This is a genomic window from Streptomyces sp. TRM64462, from assembly GCF_013362995.1.
Classification (GTDB): domain Bacteria; phylum Actinomycetota; class Actinomycetes; order Streptomycetales; family Streptomycetaceae; genus Streptomyces.
On the sequence record NZ_JABWDV010000425.1, the window covers coordinates 25,821 to 47,092 of the forward strand.

20 protein-coding genes are annotated in these 21,272 nt (G+C 72.1%); 10 read left to right on the forward strand and 10 right to left on the reverse strand.

Annotated features, from left to right (window positions below; translation table 11 throughout):
- Nucleotides 1–113: 113 nt before the first annotated feature.
- On the forward strand, nt 114–2,678 hold the full coding sequence (gene pepN / locus HTZ82_RS26875; RefSeq protein ID WP_175411970.1) for an aminopeptidase N: 2,565 nt from the start codon (nt 114–116) through the stop codon (nt 2,676–2,678).
- A 284-nt stretch (nt 2,679–2,962) separates the two neighbouring features.
- Here the strand turns inward: pepN and HTZ82_RS26880 are convergent, their stop codons facing one another.
- Entirely contained in the window at nt 2,963–3,511 is a 549-nt protein-coding gene (locus HTZ82_RS26880; RefSeq protein WP_175411971.1) for a GNAT family N-acetyltransferase, read from the reverse strand.
- A gap of 47 nt (nt 3,512–3,558) precedes the next feature.
- Nucleotides 3,559–4,896: a tetratricopeptide repeat protein gene (locus HTZ82_RS26885; RefSeq protein ID WP_175411972.1), complete on the reverse strand. Its 1,338-nt coding sequence runs from the start codon at nt 4,894–4,896 to the stop codon at nt 3,559–3,561.
- A gap of 411 nt (nt 4,897–5,307) precedes the next feature.
- On the opposite strand from HTZ82_RS26885, the gene HTZ82_RS32540 reads away from it, so the two are divergent.
- From HTZ82_RS32540 to tgmC, 6 genes are all read left to right on the forward strand, one after another.
- The gene (locus HTZ82_RS32540) at nt 5,308–5,448 is read left to right on the forward strand and encodes a hypothetical protein (RefSeq protein ID WP_254712126.1); all 141 of its coding nucleotides are present in this window, start codon (nt 5,308–5,310) and stop codon (nt 5,446–5,448) included.
- A 74-nt stretch (nt 5,449–5,522) separates the two neighbouring features.
- Nucleotides 5,523–5,666 carry a hypothetical protein gene (locus HTZ82_RS32545; protein ID WP_254712127.1) on the forward strand — a complete coding sequence of 48 codons (144 nt, stop codon included), beginning with the start codon at nt 5,523–5,525 and terminating at the stop codon, nt 5,664–5,666.
- Entirely contained in the window at nt 5,663–5,920 is a 258-nt protein-coding gene (locus HTZ82_RS26900; RefSeq protein WP_175411975.1) for a hypothetical protein, read from the forward strand. Before HTZ82_RS32545 ends, HTZ82_RS26900 begins: the two co-directional genes overlap by 4 nt.
- Nucleotides 5,921–5,974: 54 nt before the next feature.
- Nucleotides 5,975–6,274, forward strand: coding sequence for a putative ATP-grasp-modified RiPP (tgmA, locus tag HTZ82_RS26905; RefSeq protein WP_175411976.1), 300 nt, complete (start codon nt 5,975–5,977; stop codon nt 6,272–6,274).
- Nucleotides 6,271–7,221, forward strand: coding sequence for an ATP-grasp ribosomal peptide maturase (gene tgmB / locus HTZ82_RS26910; protein WP_175411977.1), 951 nt, complete (start codon nt 6,271–6,273; stop codon nt 7,219–7,221). Before tgmA ends, tgmB begins: the two co-directional genes overlap by 4 nt.
- A complete protein-coding gene (tgmC, locus tag HTZ82_RS26915; RefSeq protein WP_175411978.1) occupies nt 7,218–8,345 on the forward strand; it encodes an ATP-grasp peptide maturase system methyltransferase in 1,128 nt (375 codons plus the stop codon). Before tgmB ends, tgmC begins: the two co-directional genes overlap by 4 nt.
- A 51-nt stretch (nt 8,346–8,396) precedes the next feature.
- Here the strand turns inward: tgmC and HTZ82_RS26920 are convergent, their stop codons facing one another.
- From HTZ82_RS26920 to HTZ82_RS26935, 4 genes are all read right to left on the reverse strand, one after another.
- The gene (locus tag HTZ82_RS26920; RefSeq protein ID WP_175411979.1) at nt 8,397–9,029 is read right to left on the reverse strand and encodes a LysE family translocator; all 633 of its coding nucleotides are present in this window, start codon (nt 9,027–9,029) and stop codon (nt 8,397–8,399) included.
- A gap of 64 nt (nt 9,030–9,093) precedes the next feature.
- A complete protein-coding gene (locus tag HTZ82_RS26925; RefSeq protein ID WP_175411980.1) occupies nt 9,094–9,999 on the reverse strand; it encodes a LysR family transcriptional regulator in 906 nt (301 codons plus the stop codon).
- A gap of 177 nt (nt 10,000–10,176) precedes the next feature.
- On the reverse strand, nt 10,177–11,103 hold the full coding sequence (locus tag HTZ82_RS26930; RefSeq protein WP_175411981.1) for an EamA family transporter: 927 nt from the start codon (nt 11,101–11,103) through the stop codon (nt 10,177–10,179).
- Nucleotides 11,104–11,148: 45 nt separating this feature from the next.
- The gene (locus HTZ82_RS26935; RefSeq protein WP_175411982.1) at nt 11,149–12,093 is read right to left on the reverse strand and encodes an EamA family transporter; all 945 of its coding nucleotides are present in this window, start codon (nt 12,091–12,093) and stop codon (nt 11,149–11,151) included.
- Between the two features lie 138 nt (nt 12,094–12,231).
- On the opposite strand from HTZ82_RS26935, the gene HTZ82_RS26940 reads away from it, so the two are divergent.
- Nucleotides 12,232–12,738, forward strand: a complete 507-nt coding sequence (locus HTZ82_RS26940) for a MarR family winged helix-turn-helix transcriptional regulator (protein ID WP_175411983.1) — start codon at nt 12,232–12,234, stop codon at nt 12,736–12,738.
- Nucleotides 12,739–12,834: 96 nt separating this feature from the next.
- Here the strand turns inward: HTZ82_RS26940 and HTZ82_RS26945 are convergent, their stop codons facing one another.
- The 3 genes from HTZ82_RS26945 to HTZ82_RS26955 are packed head-to-tail and all read right to left on the reverse strand — an operon-like array spanning nt 12,835 to nt 15,446.
- On the reverse strand, nt 12,835–13,071 hold the full coding sequence (locus HTZ82_RS26945; protein ID WP_175411984.1) for a hypothetical protein: 237 nt from the start codon (nt 13,069–13,071) through the stop codon (nt 12,835–12,837).
- Between the two features lie 20 nt (nt 13,072–13,091).
- Nucleotides 13,092–15,206 (reverse strand): 4-alpha-glucanotransferase, encoded by a 2,115-nt coding sequence (gene malQ, locus HTZ82_RS26950; protein ID WP_175411985.1) that lies wholly within the window; start codon nt 15,204–15,206, stop codon nt 13,092–13,094.
- Nucleotides 15,207–15,227: 21 nt separating this feature from the next.
- The gene (locus tag HTZ82_RS26955; protein ID WP_175411986.1) at nt 15,228–15,446 is read right to left on the reverse strand and encodes a hypothetical protein; all 219 of its coding nucleotides are present in this window, start codon (nt 15,444–15,446) and stop codon (nt 15,228–15,230) included.
- Nucleotides 15,447–15,726: 280 nt separating this feature from the next.
- On the opposite strand from HTZ82_RS26955, the gene HTZ82_RS26960 reads away from it, so the two are divergent.
- Nucleotides 15,727–18,744: a beta-N-acetylglucosaminidase domain-containing protein gene (locus HTZ82_RS26960; protein WP_175411987.1), complete on the forward strand. Its 3,018-nt coding sequence runs from the start codon at nt 15,727–15,729 to the stop codon at nt 18,742–18,744.
- A 57-nt stretch (nt 18,745–18,801) separates the two neighbouring features.
- Here the strand turns inward: HTZ82_RS26960 and HTZ82_RS26965 are convergent, their stop codons facing one another.
- On the reverse strand, nt 18,802–19,338 hold the full coding sequence (locus tag HTZ82_RS26965; protein ID WP_175411988.1) for an HNH endonuclease: 537 nt from the start codon (nt 19,336–19,338) through the stop codon (nt 18,802–18,804).
- Nucleotides 19,339–19,574: 236 nt separating this feature from the next.
- Between HTZ82_RS26965 and HTZ82_RS26970 the strand changes: the two genes are divergently transcribed.
- On the forward strand, nt 19,575–20,669 hold the full coding sequence (locus HTZ82_RS26970; protein WP_175411989.1) for a mechanosensitive ion channel family protein: 1,095 nt from the start codon (nt 19,575–19,577) through the stop codon (nt 20,667–20,669).
- Nucleotides 20,670–21,272: the final 603 nt, after the last annotated feature.

The following is a 21,272-nucleotide window of genomic DNA, read 5'->3' on the forward strand; positions in this document are numbered from 1 at the left end:
GGTCCCGCCGGGTGGCGGGGCCGCCCTTTTCGCTGCCCGCTTTTTCGCTCCGCTTCCGGTACACGGCCGTGGAAGGATGGCCCCCAAAAGTCGTACATGGAGGAGATGACCGGGTGCCTGGCACAAACCTGACCCGTGAAGAGGCGCAGCGGCGCGCGGCGCTGCTGACCGTGGACTCGTACGAGATCGACCTGGATCTCAGCGGCGCGCAGGAGGGCGGCACCTACCGGTCCGTGACCTCGGTGCGCTTCGAGTCGGCCGAGGACGGCGCGGAGACGTTCATCGACCTGGTGGCGCCGGCGGTGCACGAGGTGGTGCTGAACGGCAAGCACCTCGATGTGGCGTCCGTGTTCCGGGACTCGCGGATCACGCTGAAGCATCTGCGGGAGGGCGCGAACGAGCTGAGGGTCGTCGCGGACTGCGCGTACACGAACACCGGTGAGGGTCTGCACCGGTTCGTGGACCCGGTGGACGACCAGGCGTACCTGTACACGCAGTTCGAGGTGCCGGACGCGCGGCGGGTGTTCGCCAGCTTCGAGCAGCCCGACCTGAAGGCGACGTTCCAGTTCACCGTGAAGGCGCCGTCCGGCTGGACGGTCATCTCGAACTCGCCGACGCCGGAGCCGAAGGACGACGTGTGGGTCTTCGAGCCGACCCCGCGTATCTCGACGTACATCACGGCGCTGATCGTCGGCCCGTACCACGCGGTGCACTCGACGTACGAGGGCCCGGACGGGCAGGTCGTGCCGCTCGGCGTGTACTGCCGTCCGTCGCTGGCGGAGTTCCTGGACGCGGACGCGATCTTCGACGTCACGCGGCAGGGCTTCGCCTGGTTCCAGGAGAAGTTCGACTACGCGTACCCGTTCGCCAAGTACGACCAGCTCTTCGTGCCGGAGTTCAACGCGGGCGCGATGGAGAACGCGGGCGCGGTGACCATCCGCGACCAGTACGTGTTCCGGTCGAAGGTGACGGACGCGGCGTACGAGGTGCGGGCCGAGACCATCCTGCACGAGCTGGCCCACATGTGGTTCGGCGACCTCGTGACCATGGAGTGGTGGAACGACCTGTGGCTGAACGAGTCGTTCGCCACGTACACGTCGATCGCCTGCCAGGCGTACGCGCCGGGGTCGAAGTGGCCGCACTCGTGGACGACGTTCGCGAACCAGATGAAGACCTGGGCGTACCGGCAGGACCAGCTTCCGTCCACGCACCCGATCATGGCCGAGATCCGCGATCTGGACGACGTGCTCGTCAACTTCGACGGCATCACGTACGCCAAGGGCGCGTCGGTGCTGAAGCAGCTCGTCGCGTACGTGGGGATGGACGCGTTCTTCGCGGGCGTACAGGCGTACTTCAAGCGCCACGCGTACGGCAACACGCGCCTGACGGACCTGCTGGGCGCGCTGGAGGAGACGTCCGGGCGTGACCTGAAGACCTGGTCGAAGAAGTGGCTGGAAACGGCCGGCATCAACATCCTGCGCCCGGTCGTCGACACGGACACGAACGGCACCATCACGTCGTTCGCGGTGAAGCAGGAGGCCCCGGCGCTCCCGGCGGGTGCGAAGGGTGAGCCCGTGCTGCGGCCGCACCGGATCGCGATCGGCCTGTACGACCTGGACGACGCGGGCCGGCTGGTGCGCACCGAGCGCGTGGAGCTCGACGTGGACGGCGAGCTGACCGGCGTCGAGGCGCTGGTGGGCAAGAAGCGGCCGGCCGTGGTGCTGCTGAACGACGACGACCTGTCGTACGCGAAGATCCGCCTCGACGAGGAGTCGCTGGCCAACGTCGTCGCGCACCTGGGCGACTTCACCGAGTCGCTGCCGCGCGCCCTGTGCTGGGCGTCCGCGTGGGACATGACGCGGGACGGCGAGCTGGCCACGCGCGCGTACCTGGACCTCGTGCTGTCGGGCATCGGCAAGGAGTCCGACATCGGCGTGGTGCAGTCGCTGCACCGGCAGGTGAAGCTGGCGCTGGACCTGTACGCGGCGCCCGACTGGCGTCCTGTCGGCCTGGCGCGCTGGACGGAGGCCTCGCTGGAGCACCTGCGGGCGGCGGCGCCGGGCAGCGACCACCAGCTCGCGTGGGCGCGCGCGTTCGCGGCGACGGCCCGTACGGAGGCCCAGCTCGACCTGCTGGAGGCGCTGCTCGACGGCTCGGAGGCGGTCGAGGGCCTGGCCGTGGACACGGAGCTGCGCTGGGCGTTCGTGGAGCGGCTCGCGGCGACGGGGCGGTTCGACGCGGACGCGATCGCGGCGGAGCACGAGCGTGACAGGACGGCGGCGGGCGAGCGGCACGCGGCCACGGCGATGGCCGCCCGGCCGACGGCGGAGGCCAAGGCCGAGGCGTGGGCGTCGGTCGTCGAGTCCGACAAGCTGCCGAACGCGGTGCAGGAGGCCGTGATCGGCGGGTTCGTGCAGACGGACCAGCGGGAGCTGCTCGCGCCGTACACGGAGAAGTTCTTCGCGGCGGTCAAGGGCGTGTGGGAGTCGCGGTCGTACGAGATGGCCCAGCAGATCGCGGTGGGCCTGTACCCGAGCCTCCATGTGTCGCAGGCGACACTGGACGCGACGGACGCGTGGCTGGCGTCGGCGGAGCCGAACGCGGCGCTGCGGCGGCTGGTCCTGGAGTCCCGCGCGGGCGTGGAACGCGCCCTGAAGGCCCAGGCGGCGGACCACTAGCGGCACGGAGCGCCGCGGGGAGGGCCACGCCGCCTGCAGCGGACCCTCCCCCACCCCGCCCCTTCCGCCTGTGCTCGATTTGCGGCTCCGCCGCGCGGGGCTCCACTCCCGGAGGGGCTGAACGTCAGCCCCTCCGGTTATGGCTCCGAACAGGGCCCAGGAGTTGTCGTCAGATGTCACGCCCACATCAGCAGCGATGCGAGGGTAACGGCTGCTTGGGAGGACTGGGCGATCTTGCCGTAGCGGGCATCTGCATCTGACCGCGCGGTGATCCAGAAGAAGGCTCAGGCGGACGGCGCGACCGAGGACCACACGCCGAACCACTGCTCGGCGCCGTACTCCTCGAACCGCTCCACCGCGGTGAACCCCAGCTTCGCCGCGAGGCGCATCGCGCGGTCGTTGGCGGTCCGGGTGCAGAGCACCACCGGCTCGCCGGGAAGCGCGTCGGCGAACCAGTCGAGTGCCGCTGCGCACGCCTCGGCGGCGTACCCGCGTCCCCACGCCTCCGGCAGGAACATGTAGCCGAGCTCGGCCTCTCCGCCATCCGGACGGACGTGACCCGGACGCTCCGCGTCGCGCCGATCGAGCGTGATCATGCCGATCATCGCTCCGTCGAGCTCGACCACGAAAAATCCAGGACGCCGCCCGGGCACCTCAGGCACCGCGCGTTCGAGCTCATCGCGCGGTCCGGGGCCATCTACGTAGACCCCCACCTCTGGCGAGGCGAACAGCTCGATGAACGCCGCACGGTCCCGGGACTCGGACTCGCGGAGCACGAGCCGTTCGGTCCTTATCAGGGCAGGTGGCCAGGCGACGGGTCCGAGTTCAGGCATGGCAGGCAACCTCTTGCACGCCCGTGAGAGTGACCGAAAGAGAAGACCTAGGCGGCCTTCTGCTGGAGCAAGGGGCGGCCGCGTTCGTACGCCTCTCGTGCGTGGCCGTTCTTCAGGTGGGGACGCAGCAGCGCCAGCATGGTGCGTACGCGGTCGTCGCATCGCCCCGACTGCACGTGCGGGTAGTCGTCCAGGACGCGGTTCCAGTCGGCGCAGGCTTCTTCCAGGCGCCCGAGCTGGAGCTTCCGCTCCGCGAGCATCGCATGGTACCGGACGTGGGTCCGGCGGTACACGGGCTCCCGCAGGCGGCTCGACTCCTCCATCGAGGTGACGGCGCCGGAGATGTCGCCGAGCTCGTACCGCACCTGGCTGATGTGGTAATGCAGGGACGACGGGTCGTAGGAGCCGAACGCCTTCGCCCGCGACTCCGCTTTCTCCATCGCGGCCTCCGCCTCCTTGATCCTCAGCAGGGCCCCGGCCCGGTCGCCGGTCTGGGCAGCGGCGTGAGCCTGCTGGCCGACCAGGAAGGCGAGCATCCGAGGTCCCGCCTGCGGTGACGCGGCGGACGCGCTGTCGGCCAGCCGCACCGCCACCGGGCCGTGTCCGAGGTCGACGGCCTGCACGCTCATACCGCGCAAGGTCGTGCAGTACGTGAGGTGGTCACCCGCCGCGCCGGCCAACTCCAGGGCCTTCGTGTAGTACCGCTGAGCCAGGCCGTCCGCACGTTCGTCCATCGCCATGTAGCCGGTGAGGTAGCAGTGGTCGGCAGCGGCCGACAGCATGGCCCGGCGTACGGTGTCCGGGGCGTCGGCACGCAGGTACGGGGTGATCGTGTTGACGAGGAAGGCGGCCGCCATCGGCCGGGCCATCCGGCCGCCGAACTTGTCGTCGAGATCGCTGATGTGCTCGGTCATGGCGACGACCGCGTCCACCTCAGGCATCCCGATCCTGATGTGCGGGTCCCGCGCCACCCAGTCGAATCGGTCTGCGATGTCCGGCCATCCCGGGATCGCGAGAGCCGCCGAGTACACGCTTCCTTTGAGTATGGTCCTCCGGCCAGGGTTCATGTCCGCGCTCCCCAGTTCGATCAGTCCTGTCACGGTATCCGTGGACTCGCCAGGCGTCTCATCCGATTTGACGAATCCCGCTTCCGGCGCGGTGACAGGACGCCCGAGCCTGCGTGACAGGGCTTCGAGGATCAGCGGACGAACGAGCTTGCGTGGCATGGAGCCCTTCAGCCAGTGCGGCACGGCGGACTCGTCGTAGGTGACGTCCTGGCCAACTTCCGTACCCACCCGCTGAACAGCGCGGATGAACTGCCCCCGCGTCCATCCGGTCTCGGCGTAGAGGTCGGCGAGTGCGGTGTTCGGTGTGCGTGCCGTCATGGGTTCCCCCGCGTTTTCACGGCTTTCACGGTCCGGCGACTCTCCCACCGTACTCACCTTGCGCTCATGGCGGTTGACTGACTGTCAGTCCACAAGGTGTGGCGGCTGCGAAAGAGCGCCGCTTCGTGGCAAAGCACGGACCCCGGCGAGGTGGCGAGACCTCCCGGGGCGCGGTCACCAGCTACAGAGGAGCTGACGACAGTGAGCATTATCCATGCGGTCTTGCACTGGATGGCGGGGGTGTTCGGCCCGCGTCCGCACATCTGCCGGCCATCGCCCAATATCAGCATCCCGCCCGAGGCTGCGGCCTCACAGCCCGCAAGCAGTCCCACCGGGACACGCCTCCCGGCGCCCCGATCCTCGTACGCCCGCGGGTCGGCAGATCCGATCAACGGCCACGACACGGCCCTGGTGCGCCCGTACCTGGTGGACCACGACCGGCGGCGGCAGAAGGCCCTGCAGCAGGGACGTCGACTGGCACTGGTCCTTGCGGCGGACTTCGGCATCGACCTGGACGTCCACGACCTGCACGGGGCGGAGGTGGTCTGGTGACGAACACCGCCAGAAACGAACGCCGGAAGCCGATCCGCCTCTGCGTGCGCTGCGACCGGGTCACAGACGAGCCTGTGGTTGTCTCCAAGGTTCACGCGGCCACGGGACCCGGCTTCAACGTGTACAGCTGCCCCGACTGCGCGTCGCACTTCCCGCCGGTACCGGACGTGCTCGAACTCCTCGACGGCGCACGACCGTACGCGGACGGTGCCCGGTGAACCGCCAAGCGACGGCCGCGCGCACGGGCACCAGGCTCGTGGTCGGCGCGATCGTCTACTGCCGCCACTACGCCATGCCCGCCCGCGTGACACGCATCAGTGGCACGTTCGTCTACCTGATCCGCCCGTCCGGCCTGCAGTGGCGCTCCGCACGCGTCGCCGTCCGCCCGGCAACCGACTGGGAGCACAAGCAGTACCGGGCCCTCGCCAAGCTCCAGACACAGCGGGAACGAGGGCTGCGAAGCCTCACCTAGACCCCGACCACGCACGATCCGAAATCGATCAGCATCGACCAGCTTGGAGGACACGTGTTCAGTCATGCCGACCGGCTCCCGACTGGGACTCCGCTGCCCATGGGCCACGCCACACCCGTCCCGTGGGGTGTCCAGCGCATGGCCCCGTACCCGGCGATGGCCGCCGCCTACGCGCGGGCCGAGATCGACCCGGTCACGCAGACCACCCGTTACTTCGACGCCGACGGCCAGGTCATGGAGATGCCGAAGCACGGCACCAGCTCCGGCACCAACCCGGCCACCAACACCGGCAACCCGTCCGACGGAACCGCCGGCGGAGGGGACCAGGACACCGGGAACGACTCCGACCAGTGACCGACCTCGGCCCGGTGCTGGTCGTCACCATGATCGACGACCCCACGGCCGACCTGGTGATGAGCGAGCTGCACGACCGGGGCGTCCCGGTGGTGCGGCTCGACTCCGGGGACTTCCCCGGCACCCTGTCGGTCGCGGCCACAATCACGCCGCAAGGCATCCAGGGCACGCTGTCCACCCGGACCCGGACCGCGGATCTGTCCCACGTGAGGTCGCTGTACTACCGACGGCCGTCCGGCTTCGCCTTCCCTCACCTCGGCGAGCAGGACGCCCGCTTCGCCGTCACCCAGGCCCGCTACGGTCTGGGTGGTGTGCTGGCCTCGCTGCCCGGCTGTCTGTACGTCAACCACCCCCACCGGATCGGTGACGCGGAGTTCAAGCCGTCCGGGCTGGCAGCCGCCGTCCGGAGCGGCTTCCAGATCCCCGCGACCCTGGTCACCTCCGATCCCGACGCCGCCCGCGCCTTCGTCAAGGCCCACGGGTCCGTCATCTACAAGCCCTTGTCGACGCCCCTGTACCGGATGGACGGTGTCTCGTGCACGGTCGAGGTCGGGGAGGTCACGGTGGACCAGATCGACGACCGGGTGGCCGCCACGGCCCACTTGTTCCAGAAGCGCGTCGACAAAGTCGCGGACGTGCGCGTCACCGTCATCGGCAGCCGGGTGTTCTGCGTACGGATCGACTCCGGCCTGCTGGACTGGCGAACCGACTACGAGCGGCTCACCTACACCGTGGTTGATCCACCGCCGGGAATACAGGAAGCGCTTCACCGGTACCTGGACCGCTTCGGGCTGGTCTTCGGCGCATTCGACTTCGCCGTGGACCGCACCGGGGCATGGTGGTTCCTCGAATGCAACCCGTCCGGCCAGTGGGCGTGGATGGAACCGGAAACCGGACTGCCCATGATCGCGGCAATGGCCGACCTCCTGGAACGGAAGCATCTGTGAGCGACGACAAGACCCTGCGCGCAGCCCTGGGCGACCGGCTCACCGCCGACGGCTGTCTGCGCTCGCCTCAGTGGCATCAGGCCGTACTCGACACTCCTCGGCACGAGTTCCTCCGGAGCGGGTACTTCCGGCGAGTGGACGGCACCGGCCCCACGGGCTGGGAGCCGGTCATGCCGGACGATCCTGCATGGCTCCCCGCGTGCTACGCGGACGAGTCACTGGTGACCCAGATCGCCGGGACCATCACGCCCGCCGACCTCCAGGGCCGCATCTTCCGGGCGCCCACCAGCTCCAGCACGATGCCGGGCCTGGTCGTCCGCATGCTCGAAGACCTCCAAGTCGACGACGGGATGCGCGTGCTGGAGATCGGTACCGGGACCGGTTATTCGACGGCTCTCCTGTGCCACCGGCTGGGCGACGAGCACGTGACGAGCGTCGACGTGGACGCGGACGTGTCCACGCGGGCCCGTATCGCGCTGGGAGCTGTCGGCCACAGCCCCGAGCTCGTTGTCGGTGACGGCCTGCACGGGCACCCGGTCGGCGGCCCGTACGACCGGATCGTGGCCACCTGCGGGGTGCTGCGCATTCCGCCCGCCTGGCTCGCCCAGACACGGCCCGGCGGCCAGATCCTCGCCACGGTGTGCGGCTGGATGTACGCCTCCGAACTCGCCCGCCTGACCGTCGACGGCGACGGCACGGCCCGCGGCCGACTGTTGGACGGGCAGACCTCCTTCATGCTCGCCAGGCCCCACCTGCCGCCGCCTTTGGGCCTGCTGCCCGACATGGACGACGGCGAGGAACGCCGCGCTGTGCTCGGCCCAGAGCTGCTCGACGACTGGACCGCGCGATTCGTCGCCCAGCTCGCCGCACCTCGGGCCCAGCGCATCCAACTCCCCCGCGACGGCGGCAATACCCAGCACGTGCTCCTCGATGTCGGGGCAGGGGCCTGGGCGGCGCTACACCGTGACGGCGACCGCTGGATCGTACGCCAGGGCGGCCCCGACCGCCTGTGGGACCGGGTCGAGGACCACCTGGCCCGCTGGCGACGCGACGGATCCCCCGACCTGAGCCGCTTCCAGATCACCGTCACCCCCGAGCAACAGACGATCACCTGGATCACCTAGGCCCGCTGGTGCCGCTCACCGAACACGGCTGGTAGTAGCTCACGGGCGGGATCAGCCTTCGAGGGCCATGCGGGCGCCGAGGAGGAGCAGTACGCCGCCGGAGACCTGTTCGAGGCGCCTGCGTACGTTGACGCGGGAGACGATGTTCCTCAGCCGGTCGACGAACCATACATACAGGGCGTAGTAGCCGACCTCGAAGACCGCCCAGACGGCCGCCAGCGCGATCATGGCGGGGAGGTGGAGTGCGCCGGCGGGGACGAACTGGGGGAGGAAGGACAGGGCGAAGATCGCGGCCTTGGGATTGGCCAGGTTCAGCAGCAGGCCCGAGCGGTACGAGCTCCAGCCCGAGCGCGTCGCCTGGGTCTCCTGGCCGCCGTTCTCGTCGGCGGCCCCGTGCCGTCCGCGACGGGCCTCCAGCAGAGTCCTGACGCCGAAGACGACCAGGACCACCGCTCCGACGATCCGCATCACGTCGTACGCCACCTGGGACGCCGCGAGAAGTGCGGTGAGTCCGAGCGCGGCGACGACGCCCCATATGAAGACGCCGCTCTCGTTGCCCAGCACGGTGAGGAAGCCGGCGCGCCTGCTGCGCAGGGACTCCCGGATGATCAGCATGGTGCTCGGGCCGGGGGACGCCGCGATGAGGAGGCAGGCGCCGAGGAAGGCGAGGAGCGTGGTGAGCATGAGCCCCATCGTGGGGACTGTTGTCTGTGGTGTCCATGCGATTCCGGTCTCACACGGCGCGCAGCTACTGGCGGGCGCCCGCCGTCTCCCGTAGGGCGGTCAGCACGTGGGCGAGGGCCGGGGTGGATTCCGCGCCGCGCCGCACCGCTGCGATGACGTGACGGCGGGGCGGGTCCGGGGTCAGGCCCCGGACGGTCACGCCCGGGGTGCGGGACGCGCCCGCCATGCGCGGGACAAGGGCGACGCCCATGCCCGCGCCCACCATCGCGAGGATGGCGGTCCACCCGGAAGCCGAGTGCGCCGGCTCCGGCACGAACCCCGCCGCCTCGCACGCCGCCGTCGTGATCTCCGACCACGGCCCGCTCCCCCCGAAGATCCACCGCTCCTCCGCCAGGTCGGCCAGCCGCAGCTCCGGCGCGGCTGCGAGCGGATGCCCCTCCGGGAGTGCCACGTCCAGGGGGTCAGCCAGCAGCGGTACGCGCGTGAACCTCGGGTCCCGGGCTGTCGGCGCCCGGGCTGCCAGCGACAGCGCCAGGTCCACCTCGCCCGCCGACAGCAGCGCGTACGCCTCCGCCGCCTCCGCCTCCCGCACCCGCACCTCCAGCGCGGGCCGCGTCTCGCGCAGCCACCGCACCGCGGGCACCACCAGCGCCGGCACGGCCGTCGAGAACGCCCCCACCCGCACCTCGCCCACCTCGCCCCGCAGGTATCCGGCGAGTTCGGCGTCCGCCCGCTCCAGCTCCGCGAACACCGCCTCCGCGTGCCGCAGCACCAGGTGCGCGGCGTCCGTGAGCCGCACCCGCCGCCCCTGCGCCTCCAGCAGTTCCACGCCCAGCTGCCGTGCGAGGCCCGACAGTTGCTGGGACACCGCCGACGGGGTCATCAGCAGTGCCTCCGCCGTCGCCGTCACCGTGCCCCGGTCACGCAGCGTGCGCAGGATGCGGAGCTTTCTGATGTCCCACTCGGTCATGCCGGGAACCTACGGGAACGGGCCGGTGGCGTGCACCGGACAGCTCGCCGGAACCGGTTGCCGCCGCGCCCGGGCCCCCAGGAGACTCGGGTCCGGCAGATTCCTCCCCTCCCCGCCGGAGCCCGGTCCACCGGCTGACCACCGGTGCACCGGGCCCTCACGTTCCCCCTCAAGCCGTCACCCGGAGCGTCCCGCGCCCAGCGCGACCCCCCCGAGCACCAGGCCCATGGCCACCGTCCCGGCCGGGCCCATGGTCTCCCCGAGGAGGACGAACGCCAGCAGCGCCACGCACACGGGCTGGAGGTAGTACACGACGCCCGCCCGCGCCGCCCCGACCAGCGCCACCGCCCGGTTCCAGGCGAAGAACGCCACGGCCGACGAGAACACGCCCAGGTACAGCAGCGGCCCGACGGTGCCCGCCGTGAGCGGGAAGCCGCCCCGTACGGTGACGTCGGCGGCGTACAGCGGCAGCAGCATCAGCGCGCCCAGCGTGAAGGTGGTGAACAGCAGTGCGGGCCCGTCGAGTTCGCGCGGGCGCCGCCGGAGCAGGGCGCTGTACGAGCCGAAGCAGACGGCCGCGCCCACGATCCACAGGTCGGAGACGCCCGGCAGCGCCGCGTCACCGCCGGAGCCGACCAGCAGCGCGACGCCCGCGCACGCCGTGAGCGTCCCGGCCGTGCGCCGCGCGCCGAGACGGACGCCGCCCAGCCGCTCGTACAGCGCCATCAGGACCGGTGACGCCGCCATGACGAGGCCCATCGTGCCGGCGGGCGTGGAGAGGCCGGCCTGGTGGACGAGCGTGTTGTACGCGGTGACGCCGAGCAGCGACGTGAGGACGGTCCAGCCGAGGTGACGGCGGATCACCGCCCGCTGCCGCCAGGCGGCGCGGGCACCGAACGGGGCGACGACGAGGATCGCCAGGACCCAGCGCCAGAAGGCCGCCTGGACGGGCGGTACGGAGTCCCCGAGCGCGCGGGCGGCCACGAAGCTGCCGGACCAGACGACCGTCGCGACCGCGGCCAGCAGCACACCGGCCGCCGGGAGGGCGGTCCTCGTCGGCGCCGTCGTCCGCTGTCGGTGGTGTGCCTGGTCCAGGAGTGTCACGGGCGTCCCTGTCTCTCTCCCCGTACGGGGTGGTCGGTTCGGGGACTACCGTCGCATCGCCTCACCCATAAGGTCTATCGAATCTTTCCGATCATTCCTTTCAGGAAATCTGAACGATCGGCGCGCCCCGCGCGTGCCACGGGCCGGGAGCTGGCCCACCACCGTCGCGCCGAACGCCACGGCCATGCCCAGCAGTTGGACCGGCCCGAGCGCCTGCCCGAGCGCCGCCCAGCCGACGACGGCCGCGGTGAGCGGCGACAGCGGGCCGAGCAGCGTCGCGGAGGTGGCGGTCAGCCGCTCGACGCCGCGGAACCACAGCCAGTACGCGACGGCGGTGTTGGCGAGCGCCAGGTACGCGTAGCCGAGCGCGGCCCGCCCGTCGAGCGCGGGCGGCGCGCCCTCCACGAGGAACGCGACCGGGGCGATGAGCAGCCCGCCCGCCGTGAGCTGCCAGCCGGCCATGGCGAGCGGCCCGGCCCCCTCGGGGCGGCCCCACCGCTTGGTGAGCACCGTGCCGGCCGACATGGACGCCGTCGAGGCGAGCGCGGCCACCACGCCGACCAGGTCGAACGCGGCGCCCGCCCGCAGGACGACGAGGCTCACGCCGAGCGCGGCGGCCAGGGCGGCCGACAGCGTCCGTGCCGTCGGGCGCTCGCCCAGCAGCAGCGCGGCGAGCCCCACGACCACCAGCGGCCCCATCGAGCCGACTACGGCCGCGACGCCGCCGGGCAGCCGGTACGCGGCGAGGAAGAGCAGCGGGAAGAACGCGCCGATGTTCAGTGCGCCCAGCACCGCCGACCGCCACCACCAGGCGCCGCGCGGCAGCGTCCTGGTGAGCGCGAGCAGGGCGAGCCCGGCGGGCAGTGCGCGCATCAGGCCCGTGAACAGCGGCCGGTCGGGCGGCAGGAGCTCGGTCGTGACGGCGTAGGTGGTGCCCCAGGAGACGGGGGCCAGGGCGGTGACGGCGACGACGGCGGCACGGCGGGACATGCTGATGCCCTCCCAGGAGTCAGCTTGTGGCTAAGTAGCTTAGCGCTAAGCTACTTAGCCACAAGCTACTTGGCTACAATCTACTCAGCGACTAGCCACTTTCTTGCGAGCGAGTGGCACGGGGAGCACACTGCGGCCATGACCTCGACTTCCGCCCCGGATCCCGTCGACGCCATCACCGCCCAGTGGGCCGTGGTGCGGCCGGACCTGGACACGGTCCCGATGGCCGTATTCGGCCGCATCTACCGGCTCGCGCACACCGTCGGCGAGCGCATGGACCGCGCCTACGCGGCCCACGGCATCTCGCGCGGCGAGTTCGACGTCCTGGCGACGCTGCGCCGCTCGGGCGAGCCGTACACGCTGTCGCCGCGCCAGCTCGCGGCGACGCTGATGCTGACGTCCGGCGGGATGACCGGCCGCCTGGACAAGCTGGAGCGGGCCGGGCTGCTGCGCCGCAGCCCCGACCCGCACGACCGGCGCGGGCTGCGGGTCACGCTCAGCGAACGGGGCCTGGCGCTGGTGGACGAGGCGGTCACGGCGGGGCTCGCCGTGCAGCGGGAGGCCCTGGAGGCGGCGCTGGACGAGCGGGAGGCCCAGCAGCTCGCGGGGCTCCTGCGGAAGCTGCTCACGACGACGGGCGCGTGAGCGCGGCCGTCGTCACACACAGCAGGGCGCCGCGCGGCGGGGTGATCCCCGGCGCGCGGCGCCCTGCGTGTCGTACGGCGTGAAGAAGGGGCGGCGTCAGGCCTGCGGCTGCTTCTTCGACCGGTCGAGCACCATCACGAGACCCGCGATGATCACGAACAGCGCGATCGGGGCCCCCACGAACAGGCCGAGCGTCTCCATGACGCTCAGACCTTGACCCGGGTCGTCACCGTCGTCGCGGGTGAGCGCGAGCGCGGGGGACGACATGAGCAGCATCATCAGCGTCGTACCGGTCGCGACGGCGCCGGCGCGCAGGGCGTTCTTCTTGTCCACGGGGCAAACGTAGCGAACGGCTAAACCCGCCGCGCGTCCGGGGGTGCCGTACGGGGACCCCCGCCGTCCAGGGCCGCCATCAGGGCGTGCAGCCGGGGCGAGGCCGCGAGGTCCTCCAGGGTGACGGGACGGCCGTCGGCGCCGGCGACCGGCAGCCGCCAGTTCGGGTACTGGTCCCACGTGCCGGGCAGGTTCTGTGGGCGGCGGTCGCCCACCGCGTCCGGCAGCCACACCCCGGTCATACGGGCGGGCGTGCGCCGCAGGAAGCGGTAGACCGCGAGGATCTCCTCCTCCTCGTTCTCCTCGTTCTCCTCGTTCTCGTCGGGGCCGGGCGCCAGCAGGCCCAGCTCGCGCAGGTACGCCCGCCACTCCCCCACGTCATCGGCGTCCTCCGCCCGCTCCTCCGCGAGCGGCCGCGTGAGCAGCCCCAGGCGGTGGCGGAGGTCCACGTGGTCGCCGCTGAGGCGGGCGGCCGTGGGCGGCAGGTCGTGCGTGGTGGCCGTGGCCACGCAGTCCGCCCGCCACGCCTCGGGCGGCAGCGGCCGCCGCGTGCCCTCCCAGTCGCGTTCGAACCACAGCACGGACGTGCCGAAGACGCCGCGCCGCCGCAGGACGTCACGTACGCCGGGTTCGACCGTGCCGAGGTCCTCGCCGATCACGGCGGCGCCCGCCCGGTGCGCCTCCAGCGCCAGCACGGCGAGCATCGCGTCGGCGTCGTACCGGACGTACGTGCCGTCTGTCGGCGGGCTCCCGGCGGGCACCCACCAGAGCCGGAACAGGCCCATGACGTGGTCGATGCGCAGGGCGCCCGCGTGCCGGAACAGGGACCGCAGCAGATCCCGGTACGGGGCGTAGCCGGAGGCGGCGAGCGCGTCGGGGCGCCACGGGGGCAGCCCCCAGTCCTGACCGCGCGCGTTGAACGCGTCCGGCGGCGCGCCCACGGACATGCCGCGCGCGTACGCGCCGGCCTGCGCCCAGGCGTCGGCGCCGTCCGGGTGGACACCGACCGCCAGGTCGTGGACGACGCCGACGGCCATACCGGCCTCGCGGGCGGCGCGCGCGGCAGCGGCGAGCTGCTGGTCGGTGAGCCAGACGAGCCAGGTGTGGAAGGCCACGCGGTCGGCGAGTTCGGCCGCTACGCGCGCGGTGGCGGCGGACCGGGGGTCGTGCAGGCCCTCGGGCCACTGGGTGCGGTCGGCGCCGTACCGCTCGACGAGGGCGCACCACGTGGCGTGGTCCTCCAGGGCCCGGCCCTGGTCGGCGCGGAAGGCGTCGTACGCGGCCTGCCGGCCGGGGCCGAGGGGGACGCGCCGGATCACCTCCAGCGCCTGCCGCTTGAGGACCCACACGGCGTCCCGGTCGATGAGCTCGCCCTTCCGCAGGACGCCGTCCCGGAGTTCCCCCGCGCGCCCGGTGAGGGCGTCGAGCGCGGCGCGGTCGGCCCCGGAGACGTACGCGTACTCGGGGACGTCCTCGATCCGCAGGTGGACGGGGTCCGGGAAACGGCGCGACGACGGGCGGTACGGGGACGGGTCGGTGGGGGTGCCGGGCACGGCGGCGTGCAGCGGGTTGACCTGGACGAAGCCGCAACCGGCGGCGCGGCCCGCCCAGTCGGCGAGTTCGCGCAGGTCGCCGAGGTCGCCGAGGCCCCAGGAACGGGTGGAGAGCAGCGAGTAGAGCTGGACCAGGATGCCGTGGCAGCGCGCGGACGGCTGCGGCACGCGCGCGGGGGCCACGACGAGGGCAGCCTCGGCGGTGCGCCCGTCGGGGGCCCGGGCCGCCAGGGCGTGGACGCCGGGCGGGAGTCCGGCCCACGGGATGGGCGACTCGGCGGTGCCGCCGCCCTCCAGGGCGATCCGCAGGACGGTCCCGGACGGGAGGGAGGCGAGCGGGCGGGGGCGCCCGGACGGCTCGTCGCCCTGCCACACGACCACGGTGGGCGGCAGGAGCCGCCGGGCCCTGGCCTCTTCGGCGGCCGTCAGCGCGGCGCGTACCGCGTCGGGCGTGGTGGCGTCGACGTCCAGGGCGCCCAGCGCGGCCACCACGGCGGCGTCGGGTACCTGGACGGTCGTGCCCGGGGACGGTGAGTAGGAGGTGGCGACTCCGTGCAGCGCGGCGAGCCGGGCAAGGGTCAAGGGGGGCTCCTGGGCCTGGGGTTACGGGAGGGCGGACTCCAGTCCGCCGGCCGTACCGCGCGCGGTCGGCTCGCTGGTGAGGGGGGTGGCGTCGGTGAGCGGGGGCTCGCTGGTCAGCGGGGCGGCGTCGGCGAGGGGCGGCTCACTGGTGAGCGGCGGCTCGCCCGCGAGGGTGCCGGGGTACTGGCCCGGGACCTGTTTGCAGAGCGCGTCGAGGAGGAGCTGGGCGGATGCGGCCATGGTGGCCTCCCTGGTCGGTGTGACGGGCGGACCACACCAGCCCTACCCAGCGAGCGCCGGAGCATCCGTGGAACGTGGCGCTGCTCACATTCTTCGCTCACATTCTTCGTTCGCCGCCGCCACGCCGTTTTTCCGCTGTCCGCGGCTCCCCTATGTGCAAATACGACACATCGACCCCGCACATTGACACCTTCGGCAGGTGGGTGGTGGGCTCGAAACCCACCAGTACGACCACCGGCAAAGCTACCCACAGAACCACGCAGCACGAGGGGAGACGCGCGTGCAGTTCGGTCAGCTCGCGCAGTTCGGACGCGGACGGCGGACCGCGACGGCTGTGGCGGTCGCGGTGATCGGCGGTCTTCTGGGCGGCGCCTCGGGGGCGTCGGCCGCTCCGGGTGCGCCCGGTACGCCCGGTGCGTCCGGTTCGACGGGGTCCCCGGGTTCCCCGGCGGCGACAAACCCCGAGCGGGACGGGGCGGCGGCCCTGCCGTCCGTGTGGCCGCGCCCGCAGACGCTGCGCGCGTCGGACCGGCCCGTACCGCTCGGTGACACGGTGACTGTGGTCTCGGCCGAGGGCACCGACCCGTACGCGCTGGCTGCCCTGGAGGACGTCCTGCGCGAGGCGGGCGTCCGGCAGGTGCACCGGGCGGCTCCCGGGGACGGCCGGGCGGCTCCCGGCGAGGGCCGGGGGCCGGTTGTACTGATGGGCGGCACCGGCGCGCAGAACGCGCTGCGCGCCCTGCGCGCGCCCGAGCGCGGGGATCTGCCCTCCGGTGGCTACCGGATCGCGACGGGCCGCCACGACGGCCGGGACACGGTCGCGGTCGACGGTGTCGGCGACGACGGGCTGTTCCACGCGGTGCAGACGCTCCGTCAGCTCATCCAGGACGACCGGACTCTGCCGGGCGTCATCGTGCGGGACTGGCCGGGCACGGCCGTACGCGGTCTGACGGAAGGTTTCTACGGGCGCCCGTGGAGCCACCGGCAACGCCTCGCGCAGCTCGACTTCATGGGCCGCACCAAGCAGAACCGCTACCTCTACGCGCCCGGTGACGACCCCTTCCGGCAGGCGCGGTGGCGTGAGCCGTACCCGGCGGCGCAGCGGGCCGCGTTCCGTGAGCTCGCCGAGCGGGCCCGGCGCAACCACGTGACGCTGGCGTGGGCGGTGGCCCCGGCGCAGGCGATGTGCCTGGCGTCCGGGGACGACGTGAAGGCCCTGAAGCGCAAGGTCGACGCCATGTACGCGCTGGGGGTACGGGCGTTCCAGCTCCAGTTCCAGGACGCGAGCTACGACGAGTGGCACTGCGACCGGGACGCCGACGCGTTCGGCAGCGGCCCGGAGGCGGCGGCGCGGGCCCACGCGCGCGTGGCGAGCGAACTGTCCCGGCACCTGGCGGAGCGGTACCCGGACGCGGAGCCGCTGTCGCTGATGCCGACCGAGTACTACCAGGACGGCGCCACGGACTACCGTACGGCGCTCGCCGACGCGCTGGACGCGCGCGTGCAGGTGGCGTGGACGGGCGTCGGCGTGGTCCCGCGCACCATCACCGGCCGTGAACTGGCGGGCGCGCGGGACGTGTTCAAGCACCCGCTGGTCACCATGGACAACTACCCGGTGAACGACTACGCGCAGGACCGTATCTTCCTTGGCCCGTACCGGGGCCGCGAGCCCGCGGTCGCGGCCGGTTCGGCGGCACTGCTGGCCAACGCGATGGAGCAGGCGTCCGCGTCCCGCATCCCGGTGTTCACGGCGGCCGACTTCGCATGGAACCCGCGCGGCTACCGGCCGCAGGAGTCCTGGCAGGCGGCGCTCGACGACATGGCGGACGGCGACCCGCGTGCGCGGGCCGCGCTGGGCGCGCTGGCCGGCAACGACACGTCGTCGCTGCTCGACCCGAAGGGCGAGTCGGCGTATCTGCGGCCGCTGCTCGCGGAGTTCTGGCGTACGCACACGACGGCCGGGGTCGCGCCCGCCGCCCGTACGAAGGCGGCGGCCGAGCTGCGCCGGGCGTTCACGGTCATGCGGGAGGCGCCGGACGCGCTGACGGGCCCCGCGGAGGGCGGGTTCGACGACGAGGTACGGCCGTGGCTGGAGCAGCTCGCCCGGTACGGGCGCGCGGGCGAGGCCGCCGTCGACATGCTCCAGGCGCAGGCGCGCGGCGACGGCGCGGCGGCTTGGCGGGCCCAGCTGGAGCTGGAGCCGCTGCGTACGGCGCTGAAGGCGAGCCCGGCCACGGTGGGGCGCGGGGTGCTGGACCCGTTCCTGGAGCGCGCGGTCAAGGAGGCCGCGGCGTGGACGGGCGCGTCCCGCAGGACGGGTGAGACGTACACCTCGGGGACCTCGTACACGGTGGACCTGCGCCGCACGCGCGCGGTGGAGGCCGTGACGGCGATGACGCGGCCGGGCGCCGATGCCGCCGGTTCCGTGGAGGTGCACGTCCCGGGCCAGGGCTGGCGGCGTCTGGGCACCCTGGCGGCGAGCGGCTGGACGCAGACGCGGGCCGGCGGGGTGCGGGCGGACGCGGTGCGGGTCACATGGCCGGACGCCGCGCGGCCGGTGCCCGTGCGGGCCCTGGTGCCGTGGTTCGCGGACGAGCCTCAGGTGGGCCTGGAGCTGCGCCGCCCGGAGACGGACGCGGTGATCGGCGGCGCCCCGCAGCGGGTGGACGCGGTGCTGTCCGCCCAGCGGCCCGAGCCGGTGCGGGGCGCCCTCACGGCGAAGGCCCCGAAGGGCATCGTGGTGACCGTCCCGAAGGAGACCACGGTCCCGCGCGGCACGGCGGCGACGGTCCCGCTCACGATCACCGTCCCGGAGGGCACGCCGGCCGGCTCGTACGAGGTCCCGCTGTCGTTCGCGGGCCAGCAGCGCACGCTGACCGTCCGCGCGTACCCGAAGACGGGCGGCCCCGATCTGGCCCGTACGGGCACGGCGTCGGCGTCCGGCGAGGAGACGTCCGACTTCCCGGCGTCGGCGGCGCTGGACGGCGACCCGGAGACCCGCTGGTCGTCGCCGGCGGAGGACGGGGCGTGGTGGCAGGTCGAGCTGGCGCGGCCGGCCCGGGTCGGGCAGGTGGTGCTGCACTGGCAGGACGCGTACGCGACGCGGTACCGCGTCCAGGTGTCGCCGGACGGCCGGACGTGGCGGACGGCGGCGACGGTGCGGGACGGCGAGGGGCGCCGCGAGGCGATCCGTATGGACGCCCCGGGCGCCCGCTTCATCCGCGTCCAGGGGGACGGGCGGGCCACGGAGTACGGCTACTCGCTGTACGCGGTGGAGGCGTACGCGGTAACGCCGTGAGGTGAGGCGGCGTACGGCACCGATTGGACGTGCGGTGGTACGACAAGGCCCGGATCATCAGGCGGAGATGCCGTCGATCCGGGCCATCGCGTCGTCCGCGCCGTACGGCTGCAGGTAGGGCAGCCAGCGCGGGTCCCTATGCCCGGTGCCGATGATGCGCCAGGCCAGCCCCGAGGGCGGGGCGGGCGGTTGGTGGAGCCGCCAGCCCAGCTCGCGCAGGTGCCGGTCGGCCTTGACGTGGTTGCAGCGGCGGCAGGCCGCCACGACGTTGTCCCAGCTGTGCTGGCCGCCACGACTGCGCGGGATGACGTGGTCGACGCTGGTTGCGACGCCACCGCAGTACATGCAGCGCCCGCCGTCGCGGGCGAAGAGCGCCTTGCGGGTCAGAGGAACGGGCCCCCGGTAGGGGACCCGCACGAACCGCTTCAGCCGGACGACGCTGGGTGCGGCGATGACATGGCTTGCGCTGTGCAGGAAGGCGCCGGACTCCTCGAGGCACACGGCCTTGTTCTCGAGGACGAGCACGAGCGCGCGGCGGAGCGGTACGACGCCGAGGGGCTCGTACGACGCGTTGAGGACCAGGACGTGCGGCACGGATGCCTCCTTGTACGCCGGCGGCGCGTGGCTCGCGCCGGGACGATCTGCTCTCAGTCTCTCCTCATGCCAGGTCGAAGCGCCACCACGTACCGGTAACGGGCTCGGAGTGTTTTCGACCACACGTGAGTCATCCCCATATGAGACGCGTATGAGACGAGCCTCTCCCTCGAACAGACCGAACGAAGCACCGAGGCACCTACTCCGCCCCGTTAAATTGTTGTGACCCGCTCGTGATGCCCAGGAGGTACCTCATCGTGCTCAGGTCGACGCCGCCTGTCACCGACACCAGTTCCTCGTCCCCCGCTCCCGTCTCCCTGGACGAAGCCGCCCGTCAGGCGGGCGCGGCGGCGGGCTGGGTGGAGCAGAACTGGTCCTCGTGGGTCAACACGGGCCTGCGCATCCTGCTGATCCTGCTGGTGGCGTTCACGCTCCGCTACCTGATACGCCGGGCCCTGACGAAGCTGATAGACCGCATGAACCGCGGGGTCCAGGCGGTCGAGGGCACGGCACTGGGCGGCCTGCTGGTGAACGCGGAGCGTCGCAGGCAGCGCTCGGAGGCGATCGGCTCGGTGCTCCGCTCGGTGGCGTCGTTCCTGATCCTGGGGACGGCGGGCCTGATGGTCCTGGGCGCGTTCGAGATCGACCTGGCGCCGCTGCTGGCGTCGGCGGGCGTCGCGGGCGTGGCGATCGGCTTCGGCGCGCGGAACCTGGTGACCGACTTCCTGTCCGGGGTCTTCATGATCCTGGAGGACCAGTACGGGGTGGGTGACTCGGTCGACGCGGGGGTGGCGTCGGGCGAGGTGATCGAGGTGGGCCTGCGGGTGACGAAGCTGCGGGGCGTGGACGGCGAGATCTGGTACGTCCGCAACGGCGAGATCAAGCGGGTGGGCAACCTCAGCCAGGGCTGGGCGACGGCGGGCGTGGACGTGACGGTCCGCCCGACGGAGGACCTGGACGTGATCCGCAAGCTGATCGCGGAGGCAGGCGAGCAGATGGCGGCCGACGAGCCCTGGAACGAACGCCTGTGGGGCCCGGTGGAGGTCCTGGGCCTGACGGAGGTCCTGCTCGACTCGATGACCGTCCGCGTCTCGGCCAAGACCATGCCCGGCAAGGCCCTGGGCGTGGAACGCGAACTCCGCTGGCGCATCAAGCGCACGTTCGACGCGGCAGGCATCCGCATCGTGGGCGGCCTCCCGCAGGCGGAGCCGGACGCCACCCCGAAGGACCCGACAGCCGGCATGTCGGCCCCCTCGGCCTTCGCGTCCCCGGTCTCCCCCCAGTCGATCGCGACGAACCCGATCCCGGGCCCGAACCTGTCAAAGCACTGACGCCCAATTACTCGGCTCCGCGGAACACGCGGCAGGCAGCCCCGTGCTTCAACTCGTAGGATCTGCCCCACCCCCGCCTCTATCGTTGAGCCATGGCTCGGTCTCCTGGCAGCGACCAGGAGACCGAGGCCCACTTTCGCTATTCCACGCTACTAAAATTAGGGACGCCATCGAGGGCGTCAGGATCGCCCATCGAGCGTGTCTCTACGCCATCCGGTGCCTTAGCTCTTGACACCGAAATGCCCCGCAAGCACTCGTCACACCAGAACAGGGCGTACCCCCACCTGGTTTTGTAGCGCACGATGTATCTGAGACGCAGCCCAGCTGAGCCACAGTGCGGACAGCAAGCATCAGCTTTGTCAAGCGTGCGCGCGAGGGCTGTCAACCAGGCGCTCCTGCCGTCCTTCATCTCAGATTCCCTTGGAAGTAGTCCCAGTACTGGCCCTCTACAGCGTATGCAGCGTCCTCGAATTGACGCCCCATAGAGGCTTTAGCCGCAGGGCCATACAGGTCGATCTGCATGACATGCTGCCTCTCATGACCAAGGGTCATGACAAGGTTTCGTTCCGACGAGAACGCATCTGGGTACAGGGTGATGTTTCT